18 protein-coding genes are annotated in these 19,897 nt (G+C 71.4%); 13 read left to right on the top strand and 5 right to left on the bottom strand.

What is annotated here, in order from left to right:
* Positions 1-68 precede the first annotated feature (68 nt).
* The 3 genes from JN22_RS20065 to JN22_RS20075 are packed head-to-tail and all read right to left on the bottom strand — an operon-like array spanning position 69 to position 3,275.
* Positions 69-1,718, bottom strand: coding sequence for an ABC transporter ATP-binding protein (locus JN22_RS20065; protein WP_085555625.1), 1,650 nt, complete (start codon positions 1,716-1,718; stop codon positions 69-71).
* Positions 1,715-2,458 carry an ABC transporter permease subunit gene (locus tag JN22_RS20070; RefSeq protein WP_085555626.1) on the bottom strand — a complete coding sequence of 248 codons (744 nt, stop codon included), beginning with the start codon at positions 2,456-2,458 and terminating at the stop codon, positions 1,715-1,717. The genes JN22_RS20065 and JN22_RS20070 overlap by 4 nt, the downstream gene beginning before the upstream one ends.
* A 55-nt stretch (positions 2,459-2,513) precedes the next feature.
* Positions 2,514-3,275 carry an ABC transporter permease subunit gene (locus JN22_RS20075; RefSeq protein ID WP_085555627.1) on the bottom strand — a complete coding sequence of 254 codons (762 nt, stop codon included), beginning with the start codon at positions 3,273-3,275 and terminating at the stop codon, positions 2,514-2,516.
* A gap of 169 nt (positions 3,276-3,444) precedes the next feature.
* On the opposite strand from JN22_RS20075, the gene JN22_RS20080 reads away from it, so the two are divergent.
* The 3 genes from JN22_RS20080 (at position 3,445) to JN22_RS20090 (ending at position 8,033) form a co-directional block, all read left to right on the top strand.
* Positions 3,445-5,694, top strand: a complete 2,250-nt coding sequence (locus JN22_RS20080; RefSeq protein ID WP_223677805.1) for a VTT domain-containing protein — start codon at positions 3,445-3,447, stop codon at positions 5,692-5,694.
* Positions 5,691-6,503 (top strand): endonuclease/exonuclease/phosphatase family protein, encoded by an 813-nt coding sequence (locus JN22_RS20085; RefSeq protein WP_085555628.1) that lies wholly within the window; start codon positions 5,691-5,693, stop codon positions 6,501-6,503. The genes JN22_RS20080 and JN22_RS20085 overlap by 4 nt, the downstream gene beginning before the upstream one ends.
* A 306-nt stretch (positions 6,504-6,809) precedes the next feature.
* The gene (locus JN22_RS20090) at positions 6,810-8,033 is read left to right on the top strand and encodes a polyhydroxyalkanoate depolymerase (protein WP_085555629.1); all 1,224 of its coding nucleotides are present in this window, start codon (positions 6,810-6,812) and stop codon (positions 8,031-8,033) included.
* Positions 8,034-8,193: 160 nt separating this feature from the next.
* Here JN22_RS20090 and JN22_RS20095 read toward each other — a convergent pair whose 3' ends face one another.
* Complete coding sequence (locus tag JN22_RS20095; protein WP_223677806.1) at positions 8,194-9,354, bottom strand: sensor histidine kinase; 1,161 nt, start codon at positions 9,352-9,354, stop codon at positions 8,194-8,196.
* A gap of 544 nt (positions 9,355-9,898) precedes the next feature.
* Between JN22_RS20095 and JN22_RS20100 the strand changes: the two genes are divergently transcribed.
* The 6 genes from JN22_RS20100 to JN22_RS20125 all read left to right on the top strand — a co-directional run bounded on the left by JN22_RS20100 (position 9,899) and on the right by JN22_RS20125 (position 15,600).
* Positions 9,899-10,837, top strand: coding sequence for a thiamine pyrophosphate-dependent dehydrogenase E1 component subunit alpha (locus JN22_RS20100; protein WP_085555631.1), 939 nt, complete (start codon positions 9,899-9,901; stop codon positions 10,835-10,837).
* Positions 10,818-11,912: an alpha-ketoacid dehydrogenase subunit beta gene (locus tag JN22_RS20105; RefSeq protein WP_223677807.1), complete on the top strand. Its 1,095-nt coding sequence runs from the start codon at positions 10,818-10,820 to the stop codon at positions 11,910-11,912. The genes JN22_RS20100 and JN22_RS20105 overlap by 20 nt, the downstream gene beginning before the upstream one ends.
* A gap of 35 nt (positions 11,913-11,947) precedes the next feature.
* Positions 11,948-13,117 carry a DegT/DnrJ/EryC1/StrS family aminotransferase gene (locus JN22_RS20110; protein ID WP_085555633.1) on the top strand — a complete coding sequence of 390 codons (1,170 nt, stop codon included), beginning with the start codon at positions 11,948-11,950 and terminating at the stop codon, positions 13,115-13,117.
* A 24-nt stretch (positions 13,118-13,141) separates the two neighbouring features.
* On the top strand, positions 13,142-14,086 hold the full coding sequence (locus tag JN22_RS20115) for an NAD-dependent epimerase/dehydratase family protein (RefSeq protein WP_085555634.1): 945 nt from the start codon (positions 13,142-13,144) through the stop codon (positions 14,084-14,086).
* A gap of 193 nt (positions 14,087-14,279) precedes the next feature.
* Positions 14,280-15,020, top strand: coding sequence for a Sir2 family NAD+-dependent deacetylase (cobB, locus tag JN22_RS20120; RefSeq protein ID WP_085555635.1), 741 nt, complete (start codon positions 14,280-14,282; stop codon positions 15,018-15,020).
* Complete coding sequence (locus tag JN22_RS20125; RefSeq protein WP_223677808.1) at positions 15,013-15,600, top strand: uracil-DNA glycosylase family protein; 588 nt, start codon at positions 15,013-15,015, stop codon at positions 15,598-15,600. Before cobB ends, JN22_RS20125 begins: the two co-directional genes overlap by 8 nt.
* Positions 15,601-15,621: 21 nt before the next feature.
* Here the strand turns inward: JN22_RS20125 and JN22_RS20130 are convergent, their stop codons facing one another.
* Complete coding sequence (locus JN22_RS20130) at positions 15,622-15,972, bottom strand: metallopeptidase family protein (protein WP_085555637.1); 351 nt, start codon at positions 15,970-15,972, stop codon at positions 15,622-15,624.
* A 136-nt stretch (positions 15,973-16,108) separates the two neighbouring features.
* Between JN22_RS20130 and JN22_RS20135 the strand changes: the two genes are divergently transcribed.
* The 4 genes from JN22_RS20135 to JN22_RS20150 all read left to right on the top strand — a co-directional run bounded on the left by JN22_RS20135 (position 16,109) and on the right by JN22_RS20150 (position 19,895).
* On the top strand, positions 16,109-16,411 hold the full coding sequence (locus tag JN22_RS20135; RefSeq protein ID WP_085555638.1) for a 4a-hydroxytetrahydrobiopterin dehydratase: 303 nt from the start codon (positions 16,109-16,111) through the stop codon (positions 16,409-16,411).
* A gap of 92 nt (positions 16,412-16,503) precedes the next feature.
* A complete protein-coding gene (locus JN22_RS20140) occupies positions 16,504-18,006 on the top strand; it encodes an ABC transporter substrate-binding protein (RefSeq protein ID WP_085555639.1) in 1,503 nt (500 codons plus the stop codon).
* Positions 18,007-18,016: 10 nt separating this feature from the next.
* Positions 18,017-18,964: an ABC transporter permease gene (locus tag JN22_RS20145; protein ID WP_085555640.1), complete on the top strand. Its 948-nt coding sequence runs from the start codon at positions 18,017-18,019 to the stop codon at positions 18,962-18,964.
* Between the two features lie 97 nt (positions 18,965-19,061).
* Entirely contained in the window at positions 19,062-19,895 is an 834-nt protein-coding gene (locus JN22_RS20150; protein WP_085555641.1) for an ABC transporter permease, read from the top strand.
* Positions 19,896-19,897: the final 2 nt, after the last annotated feature.

Consider the following 19,897-nt stretch of genomic DNA (forward strand, 5'->3'; position numbering starts at 1 on the left):
ATAAACAGCCACGAGTCGTGTAAGTCCGACCGTTCCCCGGTTGAGGCCGGAAGCGGGCCCGGAAGATCCTACGGCGTGTCCCAGTAATGGCAGGCGACACGGTGTCCGGGAGCGATTTCCTCCAGCACCGGCACCGCCTGGCTGCAAAAGGAGCGGGCGTTCGGGCAGCGCGGCCGCAGCGGGCAGCCGTCCGGTGCCGCGAGGGCGGAGGGGGCCTCGCCGTCGAGCTGCGGCGCTTCGCCGCGGGCGGCGGCCAGCATCGCCCGCGTCAGCGGATGGCGGGCGCCGTTCAGCAGCACGCCGGCCCCGGCGCTCTCGACCACGCGGCCCATCAGCATGACCAGACCGCGGTCGGCGTGGCGCAGCCCTTCCCCGGCCTGTTCGGTCGCCAGCAGCAGCGCCAGCCGGCGGCGGTCGCGCAGGCCCAGCACATCGTCGCGGAACGCCGTGCGCTCCCCGGCCGAAAGGGCCGCCGCCGGCTCGTCGCAGACCAGCGCGCGCGGCTCCGGCAGCAGCGCGCGGGCAAGCCCGACGCGGGCGGCCTCCGTCGCGGAGAGCGTGGCGGGCCAGCGCGGCGCGATCTCGGCGCGCAGGCCGGCCTCCTCCAGCGCGTCGGCGATCCGGCGGGCGCGGCGGTCGGCGGGGATGTCGGGGCGCAGGCTTTCGAGGGTGCCGGCCAGCTGCGCCCCGACCGTCTGGGCGGGGTCGAGCGACGCCGCCGGATCGGGAAACAGGATTTGCAGGTCGCGGCGGACACGGCGCATCCCGGTGGCGTCGGCCGCCGCCAGATCGCGGCCCATCCACGAGACCCGGCCGCCGGACGGGGCCGGCAGATGGGCGAGCGCGCGGGCCAGCATCGCCTTGCCGCTGCCGGTCTCGCCCAGCAGGGCCACGGTCTCGCCCTCCGCGAGGTCGATGTCGACTGCGTGGACGGCGGTCAGGCGCCGCTCCGCGCCCTTGGCGGTGCGGCCGAGCGCGAAGGACACCGACACGCCACGGCCGCTCAGCAGCGGCGCGCCGGTTCCGCCGGTGCGGGGGACCAGGACGGGGGAGGGAAGGGGCGGCGGGGCGGGCAGCAGACGGCCGCGCCGCAGGGCGAGGACGCGGCCCGCCGGGCCGGCGACGCCGTCCTCCGGGCGTCCGGCGAGGATCAGGGCCACCGCGTTGCCGCGCGCCCAGTCGGCGAGCCGGTGCAGCAGCCGCAGCCGCACGGTGGGGTCGAGTCCGGCGCCCGGCGCGTCGGCCAGCAGCACCGCCGGTCCCACCGCCAGGGCCAGGGCGAACAGCGCCGTCCAGCGCAGGCCGTCGGGCAGCCGGTCGGGCGGCAGGTCGAAGCGGCGGGCGGCGGCGGGCACCCCCAGCCGGTCGAGCGCGTCGGCCACCCGGCGCAGCGAGGCGCTGGCGTCGAGCCCCAGATGGTGGCCGACGATCTCCGCCGCCTGCATGGTCAGCGGACGGCGCGGCGCCAGCATCCCGCCCTGGGCGATCAGCAGGCGGCGGCCGTCGACGCGGGCGCTTCCGGCCTGGTCGATGCCGGGCAGCGGCAGGCCGGCCAGGGCGCGCAGCAGCAGGCTCTTGCCCGCCCCGGCGCCGCCGGTGACGGCCAGCACCTCGCCGGCCCCGACGGCCAGGGTGGCGCGGTCGATCAGCACGCGGTCGCCGGACAGCAGGGTCAGGGCGTTGGTCTCGACGGGTGGGGGAACGGGACGGGAGATCACCGGCGCAGCCCCTCGGCGAAGGCGCACAGCCCCCACAACGCCACCGCCAGCAGCAGGGCGGGGGGCGCCAGCGCCAGCCCGTCGCCCAGCCGCGCCGCCAGCCCGACCGAGCCGCCCCAGCTTCCGACCGGCGCCGGGAGGCCGAGGCCGAGCAGGCTGGCGAAGCTCTCCGCCGCCAGGGCGCGGGGCAGGGCCAGCGCGCCGGCCGCCAGCAGCGGGCGCCGCGCGTTGGGGATCAGGTGGCGGCGCAGGATCGTCCCCTCCGACAGCCCGGCGGCGCGGGCGGCGGTCAGGAACTCGCGGCGCATCAGGGCGCGCAGCTCGGCGTGGGCGAGGGCGGCGACCGCCGGGGCGGTGGCGGCGGCGACGGTCGCCGCCAGCAGCCCGACGCCCCCGCCGGCCAGACCGGCGGCGAGCGGCGCCAGCAGGATCAGCGGCAGCGCCAGCAGCCGGTTGGCGGCGTCCATCATCCGGCGTTCGGCGCGCTGGCCGAGCGCGCTGGCGGCGATGGCCCAGCCCAGCCCCAGCGCGGCGCCGAGCAGCCCGGCCAGCAGGGCGAAGGACAGGCTGCCGCGCCCGTCGAGCAGGGCGGCGACCACCGGGTCGGCGTCGTGGCGGCGGATGACGGACCCGTCCGCCATCAGCGGCGCCACGGTGCAGGCCAGCGCCAGCCCGGCCAGCACGGCCATGGCGGCGGCGGCGCGTCCGCCGTTCCGGGAGTCGGGATCGCCGAGGGTCATCGCGCCGTCCGGTCGCTCAATGGGTCGCTCGGTGGGGCGCTCGATGGCTGGCGGTTCAACGGCGGATCCTGCGGTTGTCGGCCCAGCGGTTGTCGGCCCAGTCGCGGGCGGCCGCGCCCAGCGCCGTCAGGAAGGCGGTCAGCCCGCACAGCCCGCACAGCGCGGGAAGCACGCCCGTCACCGAGCCATTGCGGGCGGCATCGATCATCAGGGCGCCGGCCCCCGGCAGGTCGAGCAGGCTTTCCAGCGCGACCGCGCCGACGAGCCCCGCCAGCACGGCGTTCTGGAAACCGCCCAGCGCCGGGGCGATGGCCGCCGGCAGCGCATGGCCGCGCAGCACCGTGCGCTCGTCCAGCCCGAAGCCCTGGGCGGTCAGCAGGGCGCCACCGCCCAACGCGCCGCCCAGCGCCTGCTCCATCGCCGGGCGGGCCAGCCGGGCGGCCTGGCAGGCGGCGGGCAGGGCGAGCGCCGTCCAGCCGAGCGGGGCGGCGGAGGCGCCGGCGCGCACCGCCAGGGCGGCGACGGCGGCGAGCAGGAATCCGGGGATCGTCGGCCCGGCGGCGGCGAGCAGCCGCCCGAGCCGTCCGGCGGCCGACGCCGGAGCCAGCCCGGCCCAGGCCCCGGCCAGCGCGCCGACGGCGGTGCCGACCGCGAGTGCCGGCAGGACCAGCAGCAGGGTGAGGGCGAGCGCCGCGAGCAGGCCGAGGCCGCCGCCGGCCTCCGGCCCCAGCAGGGCGGCGAGCGCCAGCCCGGCGGCGACCGGCAGCAGGGTGGCGGGCAGGGCTTCGGTCAGACGGCGGAGGGCGTAACGCGGCATCGGGCGAGGCGTAGTCTTCCCACGGAGGCGACAGGCCGACCGTAAGCGCCCCGGCCCCGACGGGGCAACGAAATTGGGCGGCGGCTGTCCATTTCGGCGCGAATTTTCACGAAAGGTCAGGGGTAAGGAAGGAATCGCGTTCCCAGATGTTAAGGCGACAGACGCAGCCATGACCGGTCCCTTGATGTTCGCCCAACCGTCCGACCCGCTCCGCGATCCCCTCCGAGCCCCCGGCCCGTCGCTGGCCTGGGCGGCCGGAACCCAGGCGGCCGGAACCCAGGCGGGAGGGACGCGCCCGATCCTGGAGCCGGGGCGCACCTGCTGGCGGATCGAGGACACGCGGCGGCTCGGCGTGATCGTCGACGCCGAGGATTACTTCACCCTGGCCAAGACGGCGATGCGCCGGGCCAAGCGCAGCATCTACCTGACCGCCTGGGACTTCGACGCGCGGATCCGGCTGACCCCGCAGATCCGCCGGCCACGCCGTCCCGACCGGCTGGGCAACCTGCTGAACTGGCTGGCGACCAGCCGGCCCGACCTGCACATCCATGTGCTGAAGTGGGACTACGCCGAGCTGTTCGATCTGGCGCGCTGGTCGCACCCCTTCATGCTGCGCAACTGGCTGACCCACCGGCGGCTGCAATACCGGCTGGACGGCGACCACCCGACCGGCGCCTGCCACCACCAGAAGATCCTGGTGATCGACGACAGCGTCGCCTTCTGCGGCGGGCTGGACATCACCGCCAACCGTTGGGACACCCGCGCCCACCGCGCCCACGAGCCGCTGCGCCGGCAGCCCGACGGCAAGCCCTACGAACCCTTCCACGACGTCATGATGGCGGTGGACGGCGACGCCGCCCGCGCGCTGGGCGACCTGTTCCGCGAGCGCTGGCGGCGCGCCACCGGCGAGACGCTGGCGCCGCCCGTGCCGCCGCCGTCCGATCCCTGGCCTCCGGCCCTGCGCCCGCTGGTGCGCGACGTCCGCGTCGGCGTCAGCCGCACCGATCCCGCCTGCAACGGCCGGGCGGAGGTGCGCGAGGTCGAGGCGCTGCATCTGGAGGCGATCGCCCAGGCGCGGGAGTCCATCTATCTGGAGAGCCAGTATTTCGCCTCCGACGCCGTCGCCGAGGCGCTGAAGGCGCGGCTCGCCGAGCCGGACGGGCCGGAGGTCGTCGTCGTCAACCCGGTGCGCACGACGAGCTGGCTGGAGAACACGGTGATGCTCGGCGCCCGCGCCCGCATCGCCCAGGAGCTGCGCGACGCCGACCGGCACGGGCGCTTCGGCCTCTACGCGGCCAAGACCGACGGCGGCAACTGCATCACCGTCCACGCCAAGGTGCTGGTGGTGGACGACCGGCTGCTGCGCATCGGTTCGGCCAACATGAACAACCGCTCCATGGGGCTGGACACCGAGTGCGACCTGTCGCTCGAGGCCGATCCCGTGGCGCCGGAGGAGGCGCATGTCCGCCGGGCCATCGCCGCCACCCGCGACGATCTGATCGCCGAGCATCTCGGCCTGCCCCCCGAAACCGTCGCCGCCGAGATCCGCCGGCGCGGCTCGCTGGTCGGCGCCATCGAGGCGCTGCGCCGGCCCGAGGGAGAGGGCCGCACGCTCGACCCGCTGCACGAGCCGGCGCCCGACGGGCTGGCCGCCGCCGTGGCCGACGCGCGGGTCTTCGACCCCGAGCGCCCGGTCGACGCGGTGGAGATCGTGCGCCGGGTGCTGCCGTCGCGGATTCCGCGCACCCGCCATTGGCTGATGATGCTGGGCGCGCTGCTGCTGGTCGGCGGGCTGTGGTGGATGTGGCGCTACACCGCGCTCAGCGAATGGGCGACGCTCGACGCCGTGCTCGGCGCCTTCCACCGGCTGCGCGACACCGGGATGGCGCCGCTGTGGCTGGTGCTGGTCTATGTCGCCGGCGGCTTCACCATGTTCCCGCTGACCCTGCTGATCGCGGCGACCGCCATCGTCATGGGGCCCTGGTGGGGCTTCCCGACCGCGATGGCGGGGGCGCTGGCCTCGGCCGCCGCGCTGTTCTGGGTCGGGCGGCTGGCCGGGCGCGACCTGATCGAGCGCTACGGCGGCACGCTGGTGGCGCAGGCGAACCGGCGGCTGTCGGACAGCGGCATCCTTGCCATCGCCGGGGTGCGCGCGGTGCCGGTGGCGCCCTTCACCGTGGTCAACCTCGTCGCCGGGGCCTCGCGCGTCCGGTTCAGCGATTTCATGATCGGCACCATGGTCGGGCTGGCGCCGGGAGCCCTTGCCTTCAATCTTTTGGGGCACCAGCTTGAGCGCACCATCACCGATCCCGGCGCCGGCGACATCGCCCTGCTCGCCGGGCTGGCGGGTCTGGCGCTGGGACTCGGCTGGCTGACCAGCCGGCTGCTCGGCGCGCGAAAGGGGAAGGACCAACCGTGATTCGATTCAGCCGAGACCGCGTGGAGCGCATCGCCGCCGCGTTGCGCGCCGCCCGCGCCCGCCGTCCGCGCCGCCGCCAGGAGGGCCGCAGCGGCCCGGTGCCCGACGGCATGACCGGCTTCACCGTGGCGACCTGGAACATCCACAGCTGCGTCGGGCTCGACGCCCGCTTCGCGCCCGACCGGGTGGCCCAGGTGATCCGCGACCTCGACGTCGACCTGATCGGCCTCCAGGAGGTCGGCTGGCACCACCGCGGCGAGGCCGGGCTCGACCAGTTCGCCTTCCTGGAGCGCGCCACCGGCCTGAAGGCCCACGCCGGCCCGACCAAGCACAGCGAGCGCGCCCATTACGGCAACGCCCTGCTGACCCGCCTGCCGGTGCGCTCGCTGAGCGCCATCGACCTGTCGGTCGGCCGGCGCGAGCCGCGCGGCGCCATCGACGCGGTGGTCGAGGTTCAGGGGCGGCCGGTGCGGGTGATCGTCGCCCATCTCGGCCTCGACCCGTGGGAACGCGCCAAGCAGGTCGGCGACATCGTGGCGCGCGTCGCGGCGCAGCCCGACCTGCCGACCCTGTTCATGGGCGACCTCAACGAATGGACGCCCAACTCCCCGCGCCTGAAGACGCTGGCCAAATCCTTCGCCGACGTCGCCAACCCGCGCAGCTTCCACGCCCGCATGCCGACGCTGCGGCTGGACCGCATCTATGTGTCGGGCGGCTTGCAGATCCCGGCCTTCGAGGTGATCCGCACCGTGCTGACCCGCCGGGCGTCGGACCATCTGCCGGTGCGCGCGACCATGGCCCTCCCCTGATGCCCGGCTCTGACTTCTGATCCGGCCGCCGGTCAGACCCTTGGGATCCGACCTTTTTCCTGACCGCACCGTATGGAGGAAAGGTGCCTGTCGAACGTCATACGGATAATTGCGCCAGGAACATTTTTGTGCAGTGCATTGTTGTTTCAACAACAGAGCCTTGCATGAATCGGGGGTGCTCTTGACCTATACGAACACCATATCAAAGGTTATGGTTGGTCATACGATCAATCGGACCTGACGGGTTCGAACCGGGTTCAACGGCCCCTCCCCATACGGGGACGCAACGTGACGTGAGGACGGGACTTGCTGTATCACCTGTACGACATGCAACACGCGGCCCTGGGGCCGATGCGTTTCTGGGCCGAAGCCGCTCAGCACACCTTCCAGAATCCCCTGGTCCCCCTCTCCCACACCAAGCTCGGCCGCGCGGTCGCGGCCGGCGCCGAACTGATCGAGCGGACGACCCGCCGCTTCGGCAAGCCGGCCTTCGGCCTGGAGGAGACGGTGGTCGAGGGGCGGACGGTGGCGATCACCGAGCGGATCGTGACCCGCACCCCCTTCTGCAACCTGCTGCATTTCTCCAAGCCCGAGGGCACGCCGGTCCAGCCGCGCGTTCTGCTGGTCGCCCCGATGTCGGGCCACCACGCGACGCTGCTGCGCGGCACGGTGGAGGGGCTGCTCGCCGACCATGACGTGTTCATCACCGACTGGATCGACGCCCGCCATGTGCCGCTGTCGGCCGGCCGCTTCGATCTCGACGACTACATCGAGACGGTGCAGGGGATGATCCGCTTCCTCGGCGAGCGCACCCACGTCGTCGCGGTGTGCCAGCCGGCGGTCCCGGTGATGGCGGCGGTGTCGCTGATGGCGGCGGCCGACGAGCCGGTGCAGGCGCGCTCCATGACCCTGATGGGCGGCCCGATCGACCCGATGGCCAACCCGACGACTCCGGTCAAGCTGGCCGTCGAGCGCCCGCTGTCCTGGTTCGAGAACAGCGTCATCACCACCGTGCCGATGTATTATCCGGGCGCCTTCCGCAAGGTCTATCCGGGCTTCATCCAGCTCTCGGGCTTCATGTCGATGAATCTCGACCGCCACATCGACGCCCACGTCAACCTGTTCCGCCATCTGGTGAAGGGCGACGGCGACTCGGCCGAGCAGCACCGCCGCTTCTACGACGAGTACCTGTCGGTGATGGACCTGTCGGCGGAGTTCTACCTCCAGACCATCGAGACGGTGTTCCAGAAGCACGCCCTGCCCAACGGCACCTGGGTGTCGCGCGGCCGCAAGGTCGAACCGGCGGCGATCCGCAAGACCGCGCTGATGACGGTCGAAGGTGAGCTGGACGACATCTCCGCCCCCGGCCAGACCATCGCGGCGCACCGCCTGTGCTCGTCGCTGCCCGACGGCATGCGCAAGACGCATTTCCAGGAGGGGGTCGGCCATTACGGCATCTTCAACGGCCGCCGCTGGCGCCAGAACATCCTGCCGGAGATCCGCGACTTCATCCGCGGCCACGACGCGTAAGGATGGGTGAATCGAGGGGCCGTCGGCCCCTCGGACGCCCTTTGACGGGCGTCGTTCCGCACGCCTCAAGCCTCGTCGTGCCCGGCCTTGTGCCGGGCATCCATGGCCGCAAATCCTCAGGGATAGGGGGCCCGACCGGCCCTCCCGATCGAGTCGCCCCTCACAGCTCCTGCGGAACGGTCACGACGATCGTCGTCCCGGTGCCGGGGACGCTGTCGATCGACAGGCGGCCGCCGAGCGGGCCGGTCACCGTGTTGAACACCACCGCCAGCCCGAGCCCCTTGTGGCCGCGTCCGCGCGCGGTGGTGAAGAAGGCGTTGGTCAGCGCCGGCAGATGGTCGGCGGGGATGCCGGCCCCCTGGTCGCGCACCGTCACCGCCCAGGCGGCCTTGCCGTCGAGCAGGGCGGGCTCCACCGCGACCTCGGCCACGCCCGGCCCGCCGCGGTAGGCGTGGGCGGCGGCGTTGGCGAACAGATGATGCAGCACCCGCTCCAGATGCAGCCCATGGCCGAGCCACGGGCAGGGCGCCCCCGGCGCCACCCGCACCGTCAGCGGAACCTCCGGATGCAGGGTGGCGTGCAGCGTGGCGGCCTGTTCGGCCACGTGGCGCACATCCAGCGCCTCCAGCGGTTCGGCGTGCTGGCAGGCGGCGATGGCGGTGAAGGCCTCCACCAGATCGACGGCGCGGGCGAGGTTGGATTGCAGCAGCGCCGCGGGCTCGTGCAACTCCTCGGCCCCCTGGCCGGCGAGATCCTGGAGATGGCTGGCCGCCGTCACGCAGATGCCGAGCGGCGTGTTCAGTTCGTGCGCCAGCCCGGTCACCGCCTGGGTGATGGCGCGGTGGCGGGCCAGCTCGGATTCGGCGATGCGGGTGCGGCGCTCCAGATCCTCCCGCACCACCCGTTCCGACACCTCGCGGATCATCCGGCTCAACTGGCGCAGCAGCTTGGCCAGCAGGTCGGGGGAGGGGGAGATCAGGGCGAGGAACAGGTCGCGCTCCAGTTCGAACACCGTCACCGGGGTGGCGGCGATCACCGAGGCGGAGCGGGTGCCGCCGTCGACCAGGGCCATCTCGCCGAAGCATTCGCCGGTCTGCCGGAAGCCGACCTCGACCTGGCCGCCGACCGAATCGCTGCGCACGACGCGGACGGTGCCGTCGATCAGCACATAGAGCGAATCGGCCTCCGCCCCCTCGCGCATCAGGACGCTGCCGGCGGGGGCCTTGAACACCCGGCCCCGGGCCTCGACCGCCGCCCGCTCCTCCGGCGTGAAGGAATCGAACAGGGCAATCCCGTCGAGGACGCCGGATGAAGTTGGCATGGCTGTCAAGGGCTCCGGGGGATTACGTCCATTTAGCATAAACCAACCCCGCCCCCACGGCGAGACGCTATCGGCGTCGCGCGGTCAAGGAATTCCCCTTGCCCCCGCATGTCACGGCGCAACCGGTCCCCGCGCCAGCGCGGGTCGAACACCTTCTCGAAATGCGCGCCCTCGCCGTAGGAAGGCGCCGTAGGAAGGGGCGGGCACCTCGCGGCCGGTCAGGCCGGGCGCGTCGTCGAGGGCCTGGGGGGCGGCCGGCTTGCCGTGGGTTTCCGGGCGCCGGGCGATTTTCCTTATTTGCGAAGAGATCAAGCAAGACCGCATCCGCACCCGCAGTCTCGGCTCGCGGAATGTTCATGGGGATTTCTTGGCGTTCACGTCCAAGCCTTCACGGCAAGGATTCCCCAGGTGTCAGAATTGTTCATATTACAATGAATGCCAACCAAATATTCCGCATTGGAATGGAAAGCGACGGGGGTATAATATGCGCCATAGGATATGGATCGGACCCTGGCAGCCGAGTTGGCGGCGTGAGCGGTAAAGCATGGAACATCATCGTCGCCTGTACCGCACCCTGCGGCTGATCCGCGTGGTCGAGGAGGAGGTGGCGCGGGTCTACCCGACCGACGTCATCAAGAGCCCGGTCCACCTGTCGATCGGCCAGGAATTCATCGCGGCCGGGGTCTGCGACGCGCTGGAGCCGGGCGATCATGTGTCGATCACCTACCGCGGGCACGCCGCCTACCTCGCCAAGGGCGGCGACCTGAACGCGATGATCGCCGAGATGTACGGCAAGAAGACCGGCTGCTGCGAGGGGCGCGGCGGGTCGATGCATCTGGTCGACATGAAGGCCGGCGTCATCGGCGCCTCGGCGGTGGTCGGCACCTCGATCCCGGTGGCGACCGGCTTCGCCCTGGCCGCCAGGCGCAAGCGGACGGGCGGCGTGGTCGTCTGCTTCATCGGCGACGGCGCCACCGAGGAGGGCTGCTTCGCCGAGAGCCTGAATTTCGCCGCCCTGCACAAGCTGCCGATCCTGTTCGTCTGCGAGAACAACGGCTACGCCATCCACGAGCCGCTGGCCAAGCGCTGGGCCACCGACCGGCTGTGCGAGCGGGTGGCGACCTACGGCATTCCCGCCCGGCGGATCGAGGACGGCGATACCGTCACCGTGCGTGACGCGACGCTGGAGGCGGTGGCGGCGATGCGCGGCGGCGGCGGTCCGGCCTTCCTGGAGATCCTCTGCTGCCGCTGGCGCGAGCATGTCGGCCCGAACGAGGATTTCGACCAGGGCTACCGCTCGGCCGAGGAGAAGGCGCCGTGGGCGGAACGCGACGAGGTCGCCCGGCTGGCCGCCTTGCTGCCGCCCGAAGACGTCGCCGCCATCGAAACCGACATCCTGGCAACGGTGAGCGCCGCCTTCGCCTTCGCCGAGGCCAGCCCTTTTCCGGTGGCCGGGGACCTTCATGACCATGTCTACGCTTGAGGCCATGTCCGGTTCCGTGTCCGGGGGCCGGCTGCTGCGCTACGTCGATGCCCTGCGCGAGGCCTTCGCGCAGGAGATGGAACGCGACGAGAACGTCTTCGTCTTCGGGCTGGACGTGGACGACCACAAATCCATCCAGGGCTCCACGGCCGGGCTGCTGCAACGGTTCGGGCCGGAGCGGGTGTTCACGACGCCGCTGTCGGAGGACGCCATGACCGGGGTCGCCATCGGGGCGGCGATGGCCGGGATGCGGCCGGTCCATGTCCACATCCGCATGGACTTCCTGCTGCTCTGCATGAACCAGCTGGTCAACATCGCGGCCAAGGCGCGCTACATGTACGGCGGCACGGTCAAGGTGCCGCTGGTCGTGCGCTCCATGGTCGGCAAATCCTGGGGGCAGGGCGCCCAGCATTCCCAGGGGCTGCATTCGATGTTCATGCATGTGCCGGGGCTGAAGGTGGTGGCGCCCAGCAACGCGCACGACGCCAAGGGCTGCATGATCGCCGCCATCCGCGACGACAACCCGGTGATCGTCATGGAGCACCGGCTGCTCTACCCGACGGAGGCCTATGTCCCCGAAGCCGCCTACGAGGTCGCTCCCGGCAAGGCCCGCGTGGTGGCGCCGGGGAGCGACGTGACCCTGGTCGGCATCTCCCACATGGTGGTGGAGTGCCTGCGCGCCCGCGAACTGCTGAGCGAAGCCGGTGTCTCGGCCGAGGTGATCGACCCGATCTGGCTGTCGCCGCTGGACATCGACACCATCGCTGAATCGGCGCGGCGGACGCGGCGGCTGGTGGTCGCCGACAATGGCTGGACCGCCTGCGGCGCCGGGGCGGAGATCGTCGCGGCGGTTCTGGAGCGTCTTGGACCGGAGGGGGGAATCGCGGTCAAGCGCATCGGCTTCGCGCCGACCACCTGCCCGCCGTCGCCTTCGCTGGAGGCCGCCTTCTACCCCAATCCCGGCACGGTCGCGGCGGCGGTCCATGCGCTGGTCCGCCCGCGGGAGGCGGCCTGGACCCCCGACCCGGAACGCGCCGGACTCGCCCACCAAGTGCAGTTCCGCGGCCCGTTCTAAGGCAGGCTGGATCTGGATTGAGGAGAGCGCAAACGATGTTCTACGAGCTGGCGGCATCCACCTGGGGGCCTGAGGAGATCGCGGCAATCGAGCGTGTGGTGGCGTCGGGCCGCTTCACGATGGGCGAGCAGGTGGCGGCGTTCGAGCGGGAGTTCGCCGACTATTTCGGCGTCCGCCACGGGATCATGGTCAATTCCGGCTCGTCGGCCAACCTCGTGGCCGTCGCCGCCCTGGCCTACAAGGCGGAACGCCCGCTCCAGCGCGGCGACGAGGTGATCGTCCCGGCGATCTCCTGGGCCACCACCTACCACCCGCTCCAGCAATACGGCCTGAAGCTGCGCTTCGTCGACGTCGAACTGGACACGCTGAACATCGATGTTTCAAAGCTCGAGCAGGCGCTGACGCCGCGCACGCGCGCCATCGTTCCGGTGTCGATCCTCGGCAATCCGGCGGCGCTCGACGTCATCCGCGCCTTCGCCGACGCCCACGGCCTCTACGTGCTGGAGGACAACTGCGAGTCGATGGACGCCGAGCTGAACGGCCGGAAGGCCGGCACCTTCGGCGACCTCAACAGCTTCAGCTTCTTCTTCTCGCACCACATCTCGACCATGGAAGGCGGGATGGTGCTGACCGACGATCTGGAACTCGCCCATCTCTGCCGCGCCATGCGCGCCCATGGCTGGACCCGCGACCTGCCCGCCGACACGCCGCTGTACCAGCGCGGGGATTCGGACCATTTCGAGGCCTACCGCTTCATCCTGCCCGGCTACAACGTCCGCCCGCTGGAACTGGAGGGCGCCATCGGCCGCGAGCAGCTGAAGAAGCTGCCGGCCCTGACAGCCGCCCGGCGCAGGAACATGGCGCTGTTCCAGGAGCTGTTCGCCGGGGACGGGCGCTTCATCATCCAGCGCGAGAACGGCGTCTCGTCCTGCTTCAGCTTCACGATCATCCTCAACCCCGAGCGCGATCCCGACCGGGAGACGGTCTTCGCCGCGCTGAAGGAGGCCGACATCGGCTTCCGCATCATCACCGGCGGCTGCTTCCTGCGGCACGACGTGCTGAAATATTATGATTACGACACGGTCGGCGCGATCCGGAACGCCCACACGGCGCACGACCTGGGCTTCTTCGTCGGCAACCACCCCTATGACCTGACCCCGCAGATCGAGCGGCTGCGCGCCGTGCTCGACCGCGTGTGTTCCTGACGCGGCGGGAAGCGGAGAGACATCATGGCGGACAGCAAGAGCATCCTCGTCACCGGCGGCGCCGGCTATCTCGGGTCCATCCTGGTTCCGGCCCTGCTCGACGCCGGGCACAGGGTCACGGTTCTGGACAGTTTCCTGTTCCGGCAGGCGCCGCTGGCCCATGTCTGCGCGCACCCGAACTTCGACATCGTGCGCGGCGACGCCCGCAGCGAGGACGTGCTGCGGCCGCTGATCAAGAGCGCCGACGTGGTGATCCCGCTGGCGGCGCTGGTCGGGGCGCCGCTGTGCGACGCCGACACGCTGGCGGCGGCCAGCACCAACCGCGACGCCGTGCTGACGCTGGTCCGGCTGCTGTCGAAGGACCAGCGCATCATGATGCCGGTGACCAACTCCGGCTACGGCATCGGCGAGGCGGGCAAGTTCTGCACCGAGGAGACGCCGCTGCGTCCGCTCTCGCTCTACGGCCGCACCAAGGTCGAGGCCGAGGCGGCGGTGCTGGAGCGCGGCAACGCCCTCTCCTTCCGGCTGGCCACCGTGTTCGGCATGGCGCCGCGCATGCGGATCGACCTGCTGGTCAACGACTTCGTGCATCGGGCGCTGAACGACCGCGCCGTCGTGCTGTTCGAGCCGCATTTCAAGCGCAACTACATCCACATCCGCGACGTCGCCCGCGCCTTCCTGCATGGGTTGGACCATTTCGAGGCGATGAAGGACCGGCCCTACAATGTCGGCCTGTCGGACGCCAATTTGTCGAAATGGGAGCTGTGCGGGGTCATCGCCCGGCATCTTCCCAAATTCGTCTTCCTGGAGGCGCCGATCGGCGAGGATCCGGACAAGCGCGACTACATCGTCTCGAACGAGCGGATCGAGGCCACCGGCTACAAGCCGGCCTTCTCGCTCGACGACGGCATCCGGGAACTGATCAAGGGCTACCGCATGCTGCGCAACAGCCGCTACGGCAACGTCTGAGACGGACGAGAGGGGGGCGTTTCCCTCACCCAGCCGGGTGACTCCGGCGCAGGCCGCCGCGCGTCGCCCCTTGCCTTTGGTCGGATTGGCCCGATGTCGCAGCCATGGGCCGTCGCAGCCATGGCCCTCCTCCGCCATTCCCTTGCCGTCCAAGGCTTTCGTCCAAGGCTTTCCTCCAGGGTTTTCCACCACCATGACCTCCGCCCTCGCCAGCCTCCGCCTGCATCCGGCCGATTCCATCGTCATCCTGACCGGGGCCGGAATTTCCAAGGAATCCGGTCTGGACACCTTCCGCTGCGCCGGCGGGATCTGGTCGCAGGTCGATCTGGAGGACGTCGCCACCCCGCAGGGCTTCGCCCGCGACCCCGATCTGGTCCACCGCTTCTACAACGACCGGCGGCGCGGGCTGCACGATCCGGCGATCCGGCCCAACGCGGCGCATGTGGCGCTGGCCGGACTGGAGCGCCGCTGGAAGGGCTCGGTCCTGATCGTCACCCAGAACATCGACGACCTGCACGAGCGCGCCGGCTCGACCAGGCTGCTCCACATGCACGGCGAGCTTCTGAAGGCCTTCTGCCAGCATTGCCGGACGGTGGTGGACTGCCACGGCGACCTGTCGGTGCACGACCATTGCCTGACCTGCGGGCGCAAGGGCGGCATGCGGCCGGACGTCGTGTGGTTCGGCGAGATGCCCTACCACATGGAGCGCATCCAGCAGGCGCTGGCCGACTGCGACCTGTTCGTGTCGATCGGCACCTCGGGCAACGTCTACCCGGCCGCCGGCTTCGTCGCCGAGGCGCGGGCCGGCGGCGCCCACACGGTCGAGCTGAACCTGGAACCGTCGGAGGGGGCGAGCCATTTCCATGGTGCCGTCCACGGCCCGGCCACCGAGGTGGTGCCGGCCTTCGTCCGGGATTTGCTGGCGCTTGTCTGAGATCGAGAGACTGTTCGCTAAGGTCCGCGCCTGCACGCTTTGCGCGGGCGTGCTGCCGCACGGCTGCCGGCCGGTGCTGCGCGGAACGCCGACGTCGCGCCTGCTGATCGTCGGGCAGGCGCCGGGCGCACGGGTGCACGCTTCGGGCATCCCGTGGAACGACCCGTCGGGCGACCGGCTGCGGCGCTGGCTCGCCATGGACCGCGACGCCTTCTACGACGAATCGCGGATCGCCGTGGTGCCGATGGGGCTGTGCTACCCCGGCACCGCGCCGAAGGGCGGGGATTATCCGCCGCGCCCGGAATGCGCGCCGCTGTGGCATCCGCCGCTGCTCGACGCGCTGGGCGGCGTCCGGCTGACGCTGCTGATCGGGCAGTACGCCCAGGCGCGCTATCTGGGCTCCCGGCGCAAGGCCACCATGACCGGGACGGTGGCGGCGTGGCGGGAGTACGGGCCGGGTTTCATCCCGCTGCCGCACCCGAGCTGGCGCAACACCGCCTGGCTGAACCGCAATCCCTGGTTCGACGCGGAACTGGTCCCGGCCCTGCGCCGCCGGGTCGCGGAGGCGCTGGACGGGTAGGGCGTCCTTGCCCCGTCGCCCTCACTCCATCGCTTCGAGCCGCTCCATGTCGTCGTCGGAGAAGCCGAAATGGTGGCCGATCTCGTGGATCAGCACATGGCGGACGATGGCCGGCAGCTCCTCCCCGGTCTCGCACCAGTAATCGAGGATCGGGCGGCGGTAGAGGAAGACCATGTCCGGCCCGCCGCGCAGGTCGGCGACGCTTTGCCGCGTCATATCCACCCCCCGGTAGAGGCCCAGCAGGTCGAAGGGGCTTTCCAGCTCCATCTCGCGCTCGGTATCCTCGTCGGGGAAGTCCTCGACATGGATGACGAGGTTCCCGACCGGGGCGAGCAGCTCCGCCGGGATGGTGTCGAGGGCGTCTTCGGCCATCCGTTCCAGGTCTTCGACCGTGGGCGGAACCGTATGGGGACCAGCGGGTTTCCGTATCATGGCCCAGAAGGTAGCGAGGGGCGGCGCGTCCGCCAAGGACCGCCGCCGCAACAAAATGCAAGGAGGAGCAGTCGTCATGTCGGATCGATTGGTCGGAGCGCATCGCCAGACGGCGTTGAAGGAGCTGCACGGCTGGGCCGAGGTTCTGGAGCGCGACGCCATCCGCAAGACTTTCCATTTCGCCGACTTCCCGGCGGCCTGGGGCTTCATGAACCAGGTGGCGCTGCTGGCCGAGAGGACCGGCCACCACCCGGAATGGTTCAACGATCTGGGCCGCGTCGAGGTGATCCTCTACACCCGCTCCGCCGACGGGGTGACGCAGGCCGACGTCGAGTTCGCCCACCGGCTGGACCAGATCGCCCCCGCCCACGACCGGTAGGGACCGCTGGCGGGCAACCGCCGGACTCTTGCGCTCTTCCCCGCTGCGCCGCATCATCGCGGCAACAAACAAACGGGGGAGAGGACACCATCATGCCGAACCGCAAGCCCTGCGCTGCGCTGGCGATCCTGGCCGTCGGGGCGGCGCTCGGCGCGCTGCCGGGGGCCGCGCCGTCCTGGGCGCAAGTCCGCACCGACCTCGTGGTCGGCATGGCGCTGGAGCCGCCCCACCTCGACCCGACGGCCGGAGCGGCGGCGGCGATCAAGGAGGTCACCTACGCCAACCTCTACGAGCCGCTGACCCGCATCGACGCCGAAGGCAACGTCGTCCCCGGCTTGGCGCGGAGCTGGACGGTGTCGGATGACGGCCTGACCTACCGCTTCACCCTGCGGCCCGGCGTCCGGTTCCACGACGGCACCGCCTGCGATTCGGCCGACGTGAAGTTCTCGCTCGACCGCGCGCGGGCGGCGGATTCGGTCAACGCGCAGAAGGCCTACTTCGCGCCGATCGCTTCGGTCGAGACACCCGATCCGGCCACCGTCGTCGTCACGCTGTCACGGCCCGACGGTCTGTTCCTCTTCCACATGGCCAGCGGCGACGCCGCCATCGTGGCGCCGGAGAGTGCGGCGACCAACAAGCAGAAGCCGGTCGGCACCGGGCCCTTCAAGTTCGAGCGCTGGGTGGCCGGCGACCGCGTCGTGCTGGCGCGCAACCCCGATTACGACGGGCCGAAGCCGGCGCTGGAGCGCGTGTCCTTCCGCTTCATCAGCGACCCCGCCGCCCAGGTCGCGGCGCTGAAGGCCGGCGACGTCGACGCCTTCACCCTGTTCAGCACCTACGAGGCGCTGCCGGAGTTCCGCAACGACCCGAAATTCGCCGTCACCGTCGGCACGACGGAGGGCGAGACGATCCTCTCGACCAACAACGCCCGCAAGCCCTTCGACGACGTCCGCGTTCGCCGCGCCATGGCCCACGCCATCGACCGCCCGACGCTGATCGAGGGCGTGCTGTACGGCAACGGCGCCGCCATCGGCAGCCACTTCCCGCCGCACCGCGCCGGCTACGTCGACCTGACCGGGCTCTATCCTTACGACCCGAAGAAGGCGCGGGCGCTGCTGGCCGAGGCCGGCTACCCCGACGGCTTCGAGACGACGCTGCGCCTGCCGCCGCCGCCCTACGCCCGGCGCGGCGGCGAACTGATCGCCGCCATGCTCGCCGAGGTCGGCATCCGCGCCAGGACCGAGCCGATGGAATGGGCGGCGTGGCTGGAGAAGGTGTTCAAGGGCAAGGATTACGACCTGACCCTGATCGCCCACACCGAGCCGCTGGACATCGACATCTACGGCCGTGCCGACTACTACTTCAACTACAGGAACGACCGCTTCCGGGCGGTGGAGGAGGAGCTGAACCGCAGCCAGGATCCGGCCAGGCGCAACGCGCTCTACGGCGAGCAGCAGCGGATCCTGGCCGAGGACGCGGTGAACGGCTTCCTGTTCATGTTGCCCTCCATCACCGTGCAGAACGCCAAGCTGGCGGGGATGTGGGTGAACCGGCCGATCCAGGCGAACGACGTCACCGGCGTGTCGTGGAAGTAAGGATAGACGTTTGCTCGCCTTCCTGCTGCGCCGGCTGCTGACGCTGCTGCTGACCGCCTGGCTCGCCACCGTCGCGGTCTTCGCCGTGCTGGAGGCGGTGCCGGGCGACCCGGCGCTGGTGATGCTGGGGGTGAACGCCCAGCCCGACACGCTGGCCGCCCTGCGCGCCCAGATGGGGCTCGACCGGCCGCTGGCCGAGCGCTACCTGCGCTGGACCGGCGGGCTGCTGCGCGGAGACCTCGGTGTCAGCCTGACCTACGCGCGGCCGGTCGCCGATCTGGTGGCGGAGCGGCTGGTGGTGACGCTGCCGCTGTCGCTGCTGTCGCTGGTGCTGAGCACGGCGGCGGCGATCCCGCTGGGGCTGCTGGCGGCGGCGCGGCGCGGGCGCGGCGGCGACTGGGCGGTGCTGGGCTTCACCCAGCTCGGCGTCGCCATGCCCAGCTTCTGGATCGCCATCCTCTTGATATTGTTGTTTTCTGTGACGCTCGGCTGGTTTCCGGCCGGTGGTTTTCCGGGCTGGGAGGCCGGCGCCGGACCGGCCTTGAAGGCGCTGCTGCTGCCCGCCGTGGCGCTGGCGGTGCCGGAGGCGGCGATCCTCGCCCGCGTCACCCGCACCGCCATCCTCGACACGCTGGGCGAGGATCATGTCCGCACCGCGCGGGCCAAGGGGGTGGGGCGGACGGCGGTTCTGCTGCGCCACGCCCTGCCCAACGCGCTGCTGCCGGTGGCGACGGTGCTGGGGCTGCAACTGTCCTTCCTCGTCGCCGGGGCGGTGGTGGTGGAGAACGTGTTCACCCTGCCGGGGCTGGGGCGGCTGCTCTATCAGGCCATCGGCCAGCGGGATCTGATCGTGGTGCAGGGGGTGGTCGTGCTGCTGGCGGTGTTCGTCGTGGTGGTCAACGCGCTGGTCGACATCGCCTGCGCCTTGGTCGACCCAAGGCCGAGGGCGGGAGCGTGACGCCAGTGCCTATCCTTACCTGCACCTCTCTGATTTTTGTATCCCCGCACCCTTTCCCCTCTCCCCGGAAGGGGAAGGAGAGCGGGGGGAAACGGTCATGACGGCCCGGCGCCTTCCCCTCTCCCTCCGGCTCGGCCTTGTCCTGGTCGCGCTGCTTCTCGCGGTGGCGCTGCTGTCGCTGGTGTGGACGCCCTTTCCGGCCGACAAGGTCCGCATCGTTGCCCGGCTGCGGCCGCCGGGCGCCGAGCATTGGCTGGGCACCGACCACTTCGGGCGCGACGTGCTGTCGATGATCATGGTCGGCGCCCGCAACTCGCTGTCGATCGCGGCGGCGGCGGTCGGGCTCGGGCTGCTGTTCGGGGTGCCGCTCGGGTTGGCCGCCGCGGCGCTCGGGCGCTGGGGCGACGAGATCCTCGCCCGGCTCGGCGATCTGGTCTTCGCCTTTCCCGCCGTGCTGTCGGCGATCCTGCTGACCGCCGTTCTGGGGGCCGGCGCCGTCAACGTCGTGCTGGCGCTCGGGCTGTTCAACGCCGCCGTCCTGGCGCGGGTCACGCGCGGCGCGGCGCTGGCGGTGTGGCGGCGCGAGTTCGTGCGCGCGGCGCTGGCGCTCGGGCGCGGGCCGCTGGCGGTGACGCGCGTGCATGTGCTGCCGAACGTGGCCGGGGTGGTGGTGGTGCAGGCGACCGTGCTGTTCGCCGTCGCCATCGTCAACGAGGCGGCGCTGAGCTACCTCGGTCTCGGCATCCAGCCGCCGAGCCCGAGCTGGGGCAAGATGCTGGGCGACGCCCAGACCCACCTGTTCAACGCGCCCTTGCAGGCGGTCTTTCCCGGCGCCGCCATCGCGTTGAGCGTGCTGGGTCTGACGCTGCTGGGCGACGGCTTGCGCGACTGGCTCGATCCCCGTCAGCGCGGCGAGTCGGGGCTGCTGTGACC

It is taken from the genome of Azospirillum agricola, from assembly GCF_020005195.1.
In the GTDB taxonomy this organism is placed as follows: domain Bacteria; phylum Pseudomonadota; class Alphaproteobacteria; order Azospirillales; family Azospirillaceae; genus Azospirillum; species Azospirillum agricola.

Excerpts from the sequence above, each read along its gene's own strand:
- JN22_RS20070 (WP_085555626.1), bottom strand. The coding sequence starts at position 2,458 with ATGACCCTCGGCGATCCCGACTCCCGGAACGGCGGACGCGCCGCCGCC.
- JN22_RS20075 (WP_085555627.1), bottom strand. The coding sequence starts at position 3,275 with ATGCCGCGTTACGCCCTCCGCCGTCTGACCGAAGCCCTGCCCGCCACC.
- JN22_RS20080 (WP_223677805.1), top strand. The coding sequence starts at position 3,445 with ATGACCGGTCCCTTGATGTTCGCCCAACCGTCCGACCCGCTCCGCGAT.
- JN22_RS20095 (WP_223677806.1), bottom strand. The coding sequence starts at position 9,354 with ATGCCAACTTCATCCGGCGTCCTCGACGGGATTGCCCTGTTCGATTCC.
- JN22_RS20100 (WP_085555631.1), top strand. The coding sequence starts at position 9,899 with ATGGAACATCATCGTCGCCTGTACCGCACCCTGCGGCTGATCCGCGTG.
- JN22_RS20105 (WP_223677807.1), top strand. The coding sequence starts at position 10,818 with ATGACCATGTCTACGCTTGAGGCCATGTCCGGTTCCGTGTCCGGGGGC.
- JN22_RS20110 (WP_085555633.1), top strand. The coding sequence starts at position 11,948 with ATGTTCTACGAGCTGGCGGCATCCACCTGGGGGCCTGAGGAGATCGCG.
- JN22_RS20115 (WP_085555634.1), top strand. The coding sequence starts at position 13,142 with ATGGCGGACAGCAAGAGCATCCTCGTCACCGGCGGCGCCGGCTATCTC.
- cobB (WP_085555635.1), top strand. The coding sequence starts at position 14,280 with ATGACCTCCGCCCTCGCCAGCCTCCGCCTGCATCCGGCCGATTCCATC.
- JN22_RS20130 (WP_085555637.1), bottom strand. The coding sequence starts at position 15,972 with ATGGCCGAAGACGCCCTCGACACCATCCCGGCGGAGCTGCTCGCCCCG.
- JN22_RS20135 (WP_085555638.1), top strand. The coding sequence starts at position 16,109 with ATGTCGGATCGATTGGTCGGAGCGCATCGCCAGACGGCGTTGAAGGAG.
- JN22_RS20140 (WP_085555639.1), top strand. The coding sequence starts at position 16,504 with ATGCCGAACCGCAAGCCCTGCGCTGCGCTGGCGATCCTGGCCGTCGGG.
- JN22_RS20150 (WP_085555641.1), top strand. The coding sequence starts at position 19,062 with ATGACGGCCCGGCGCCTTCCCCTCTCCCTCCGGCTCGGCCTTGTCCTG.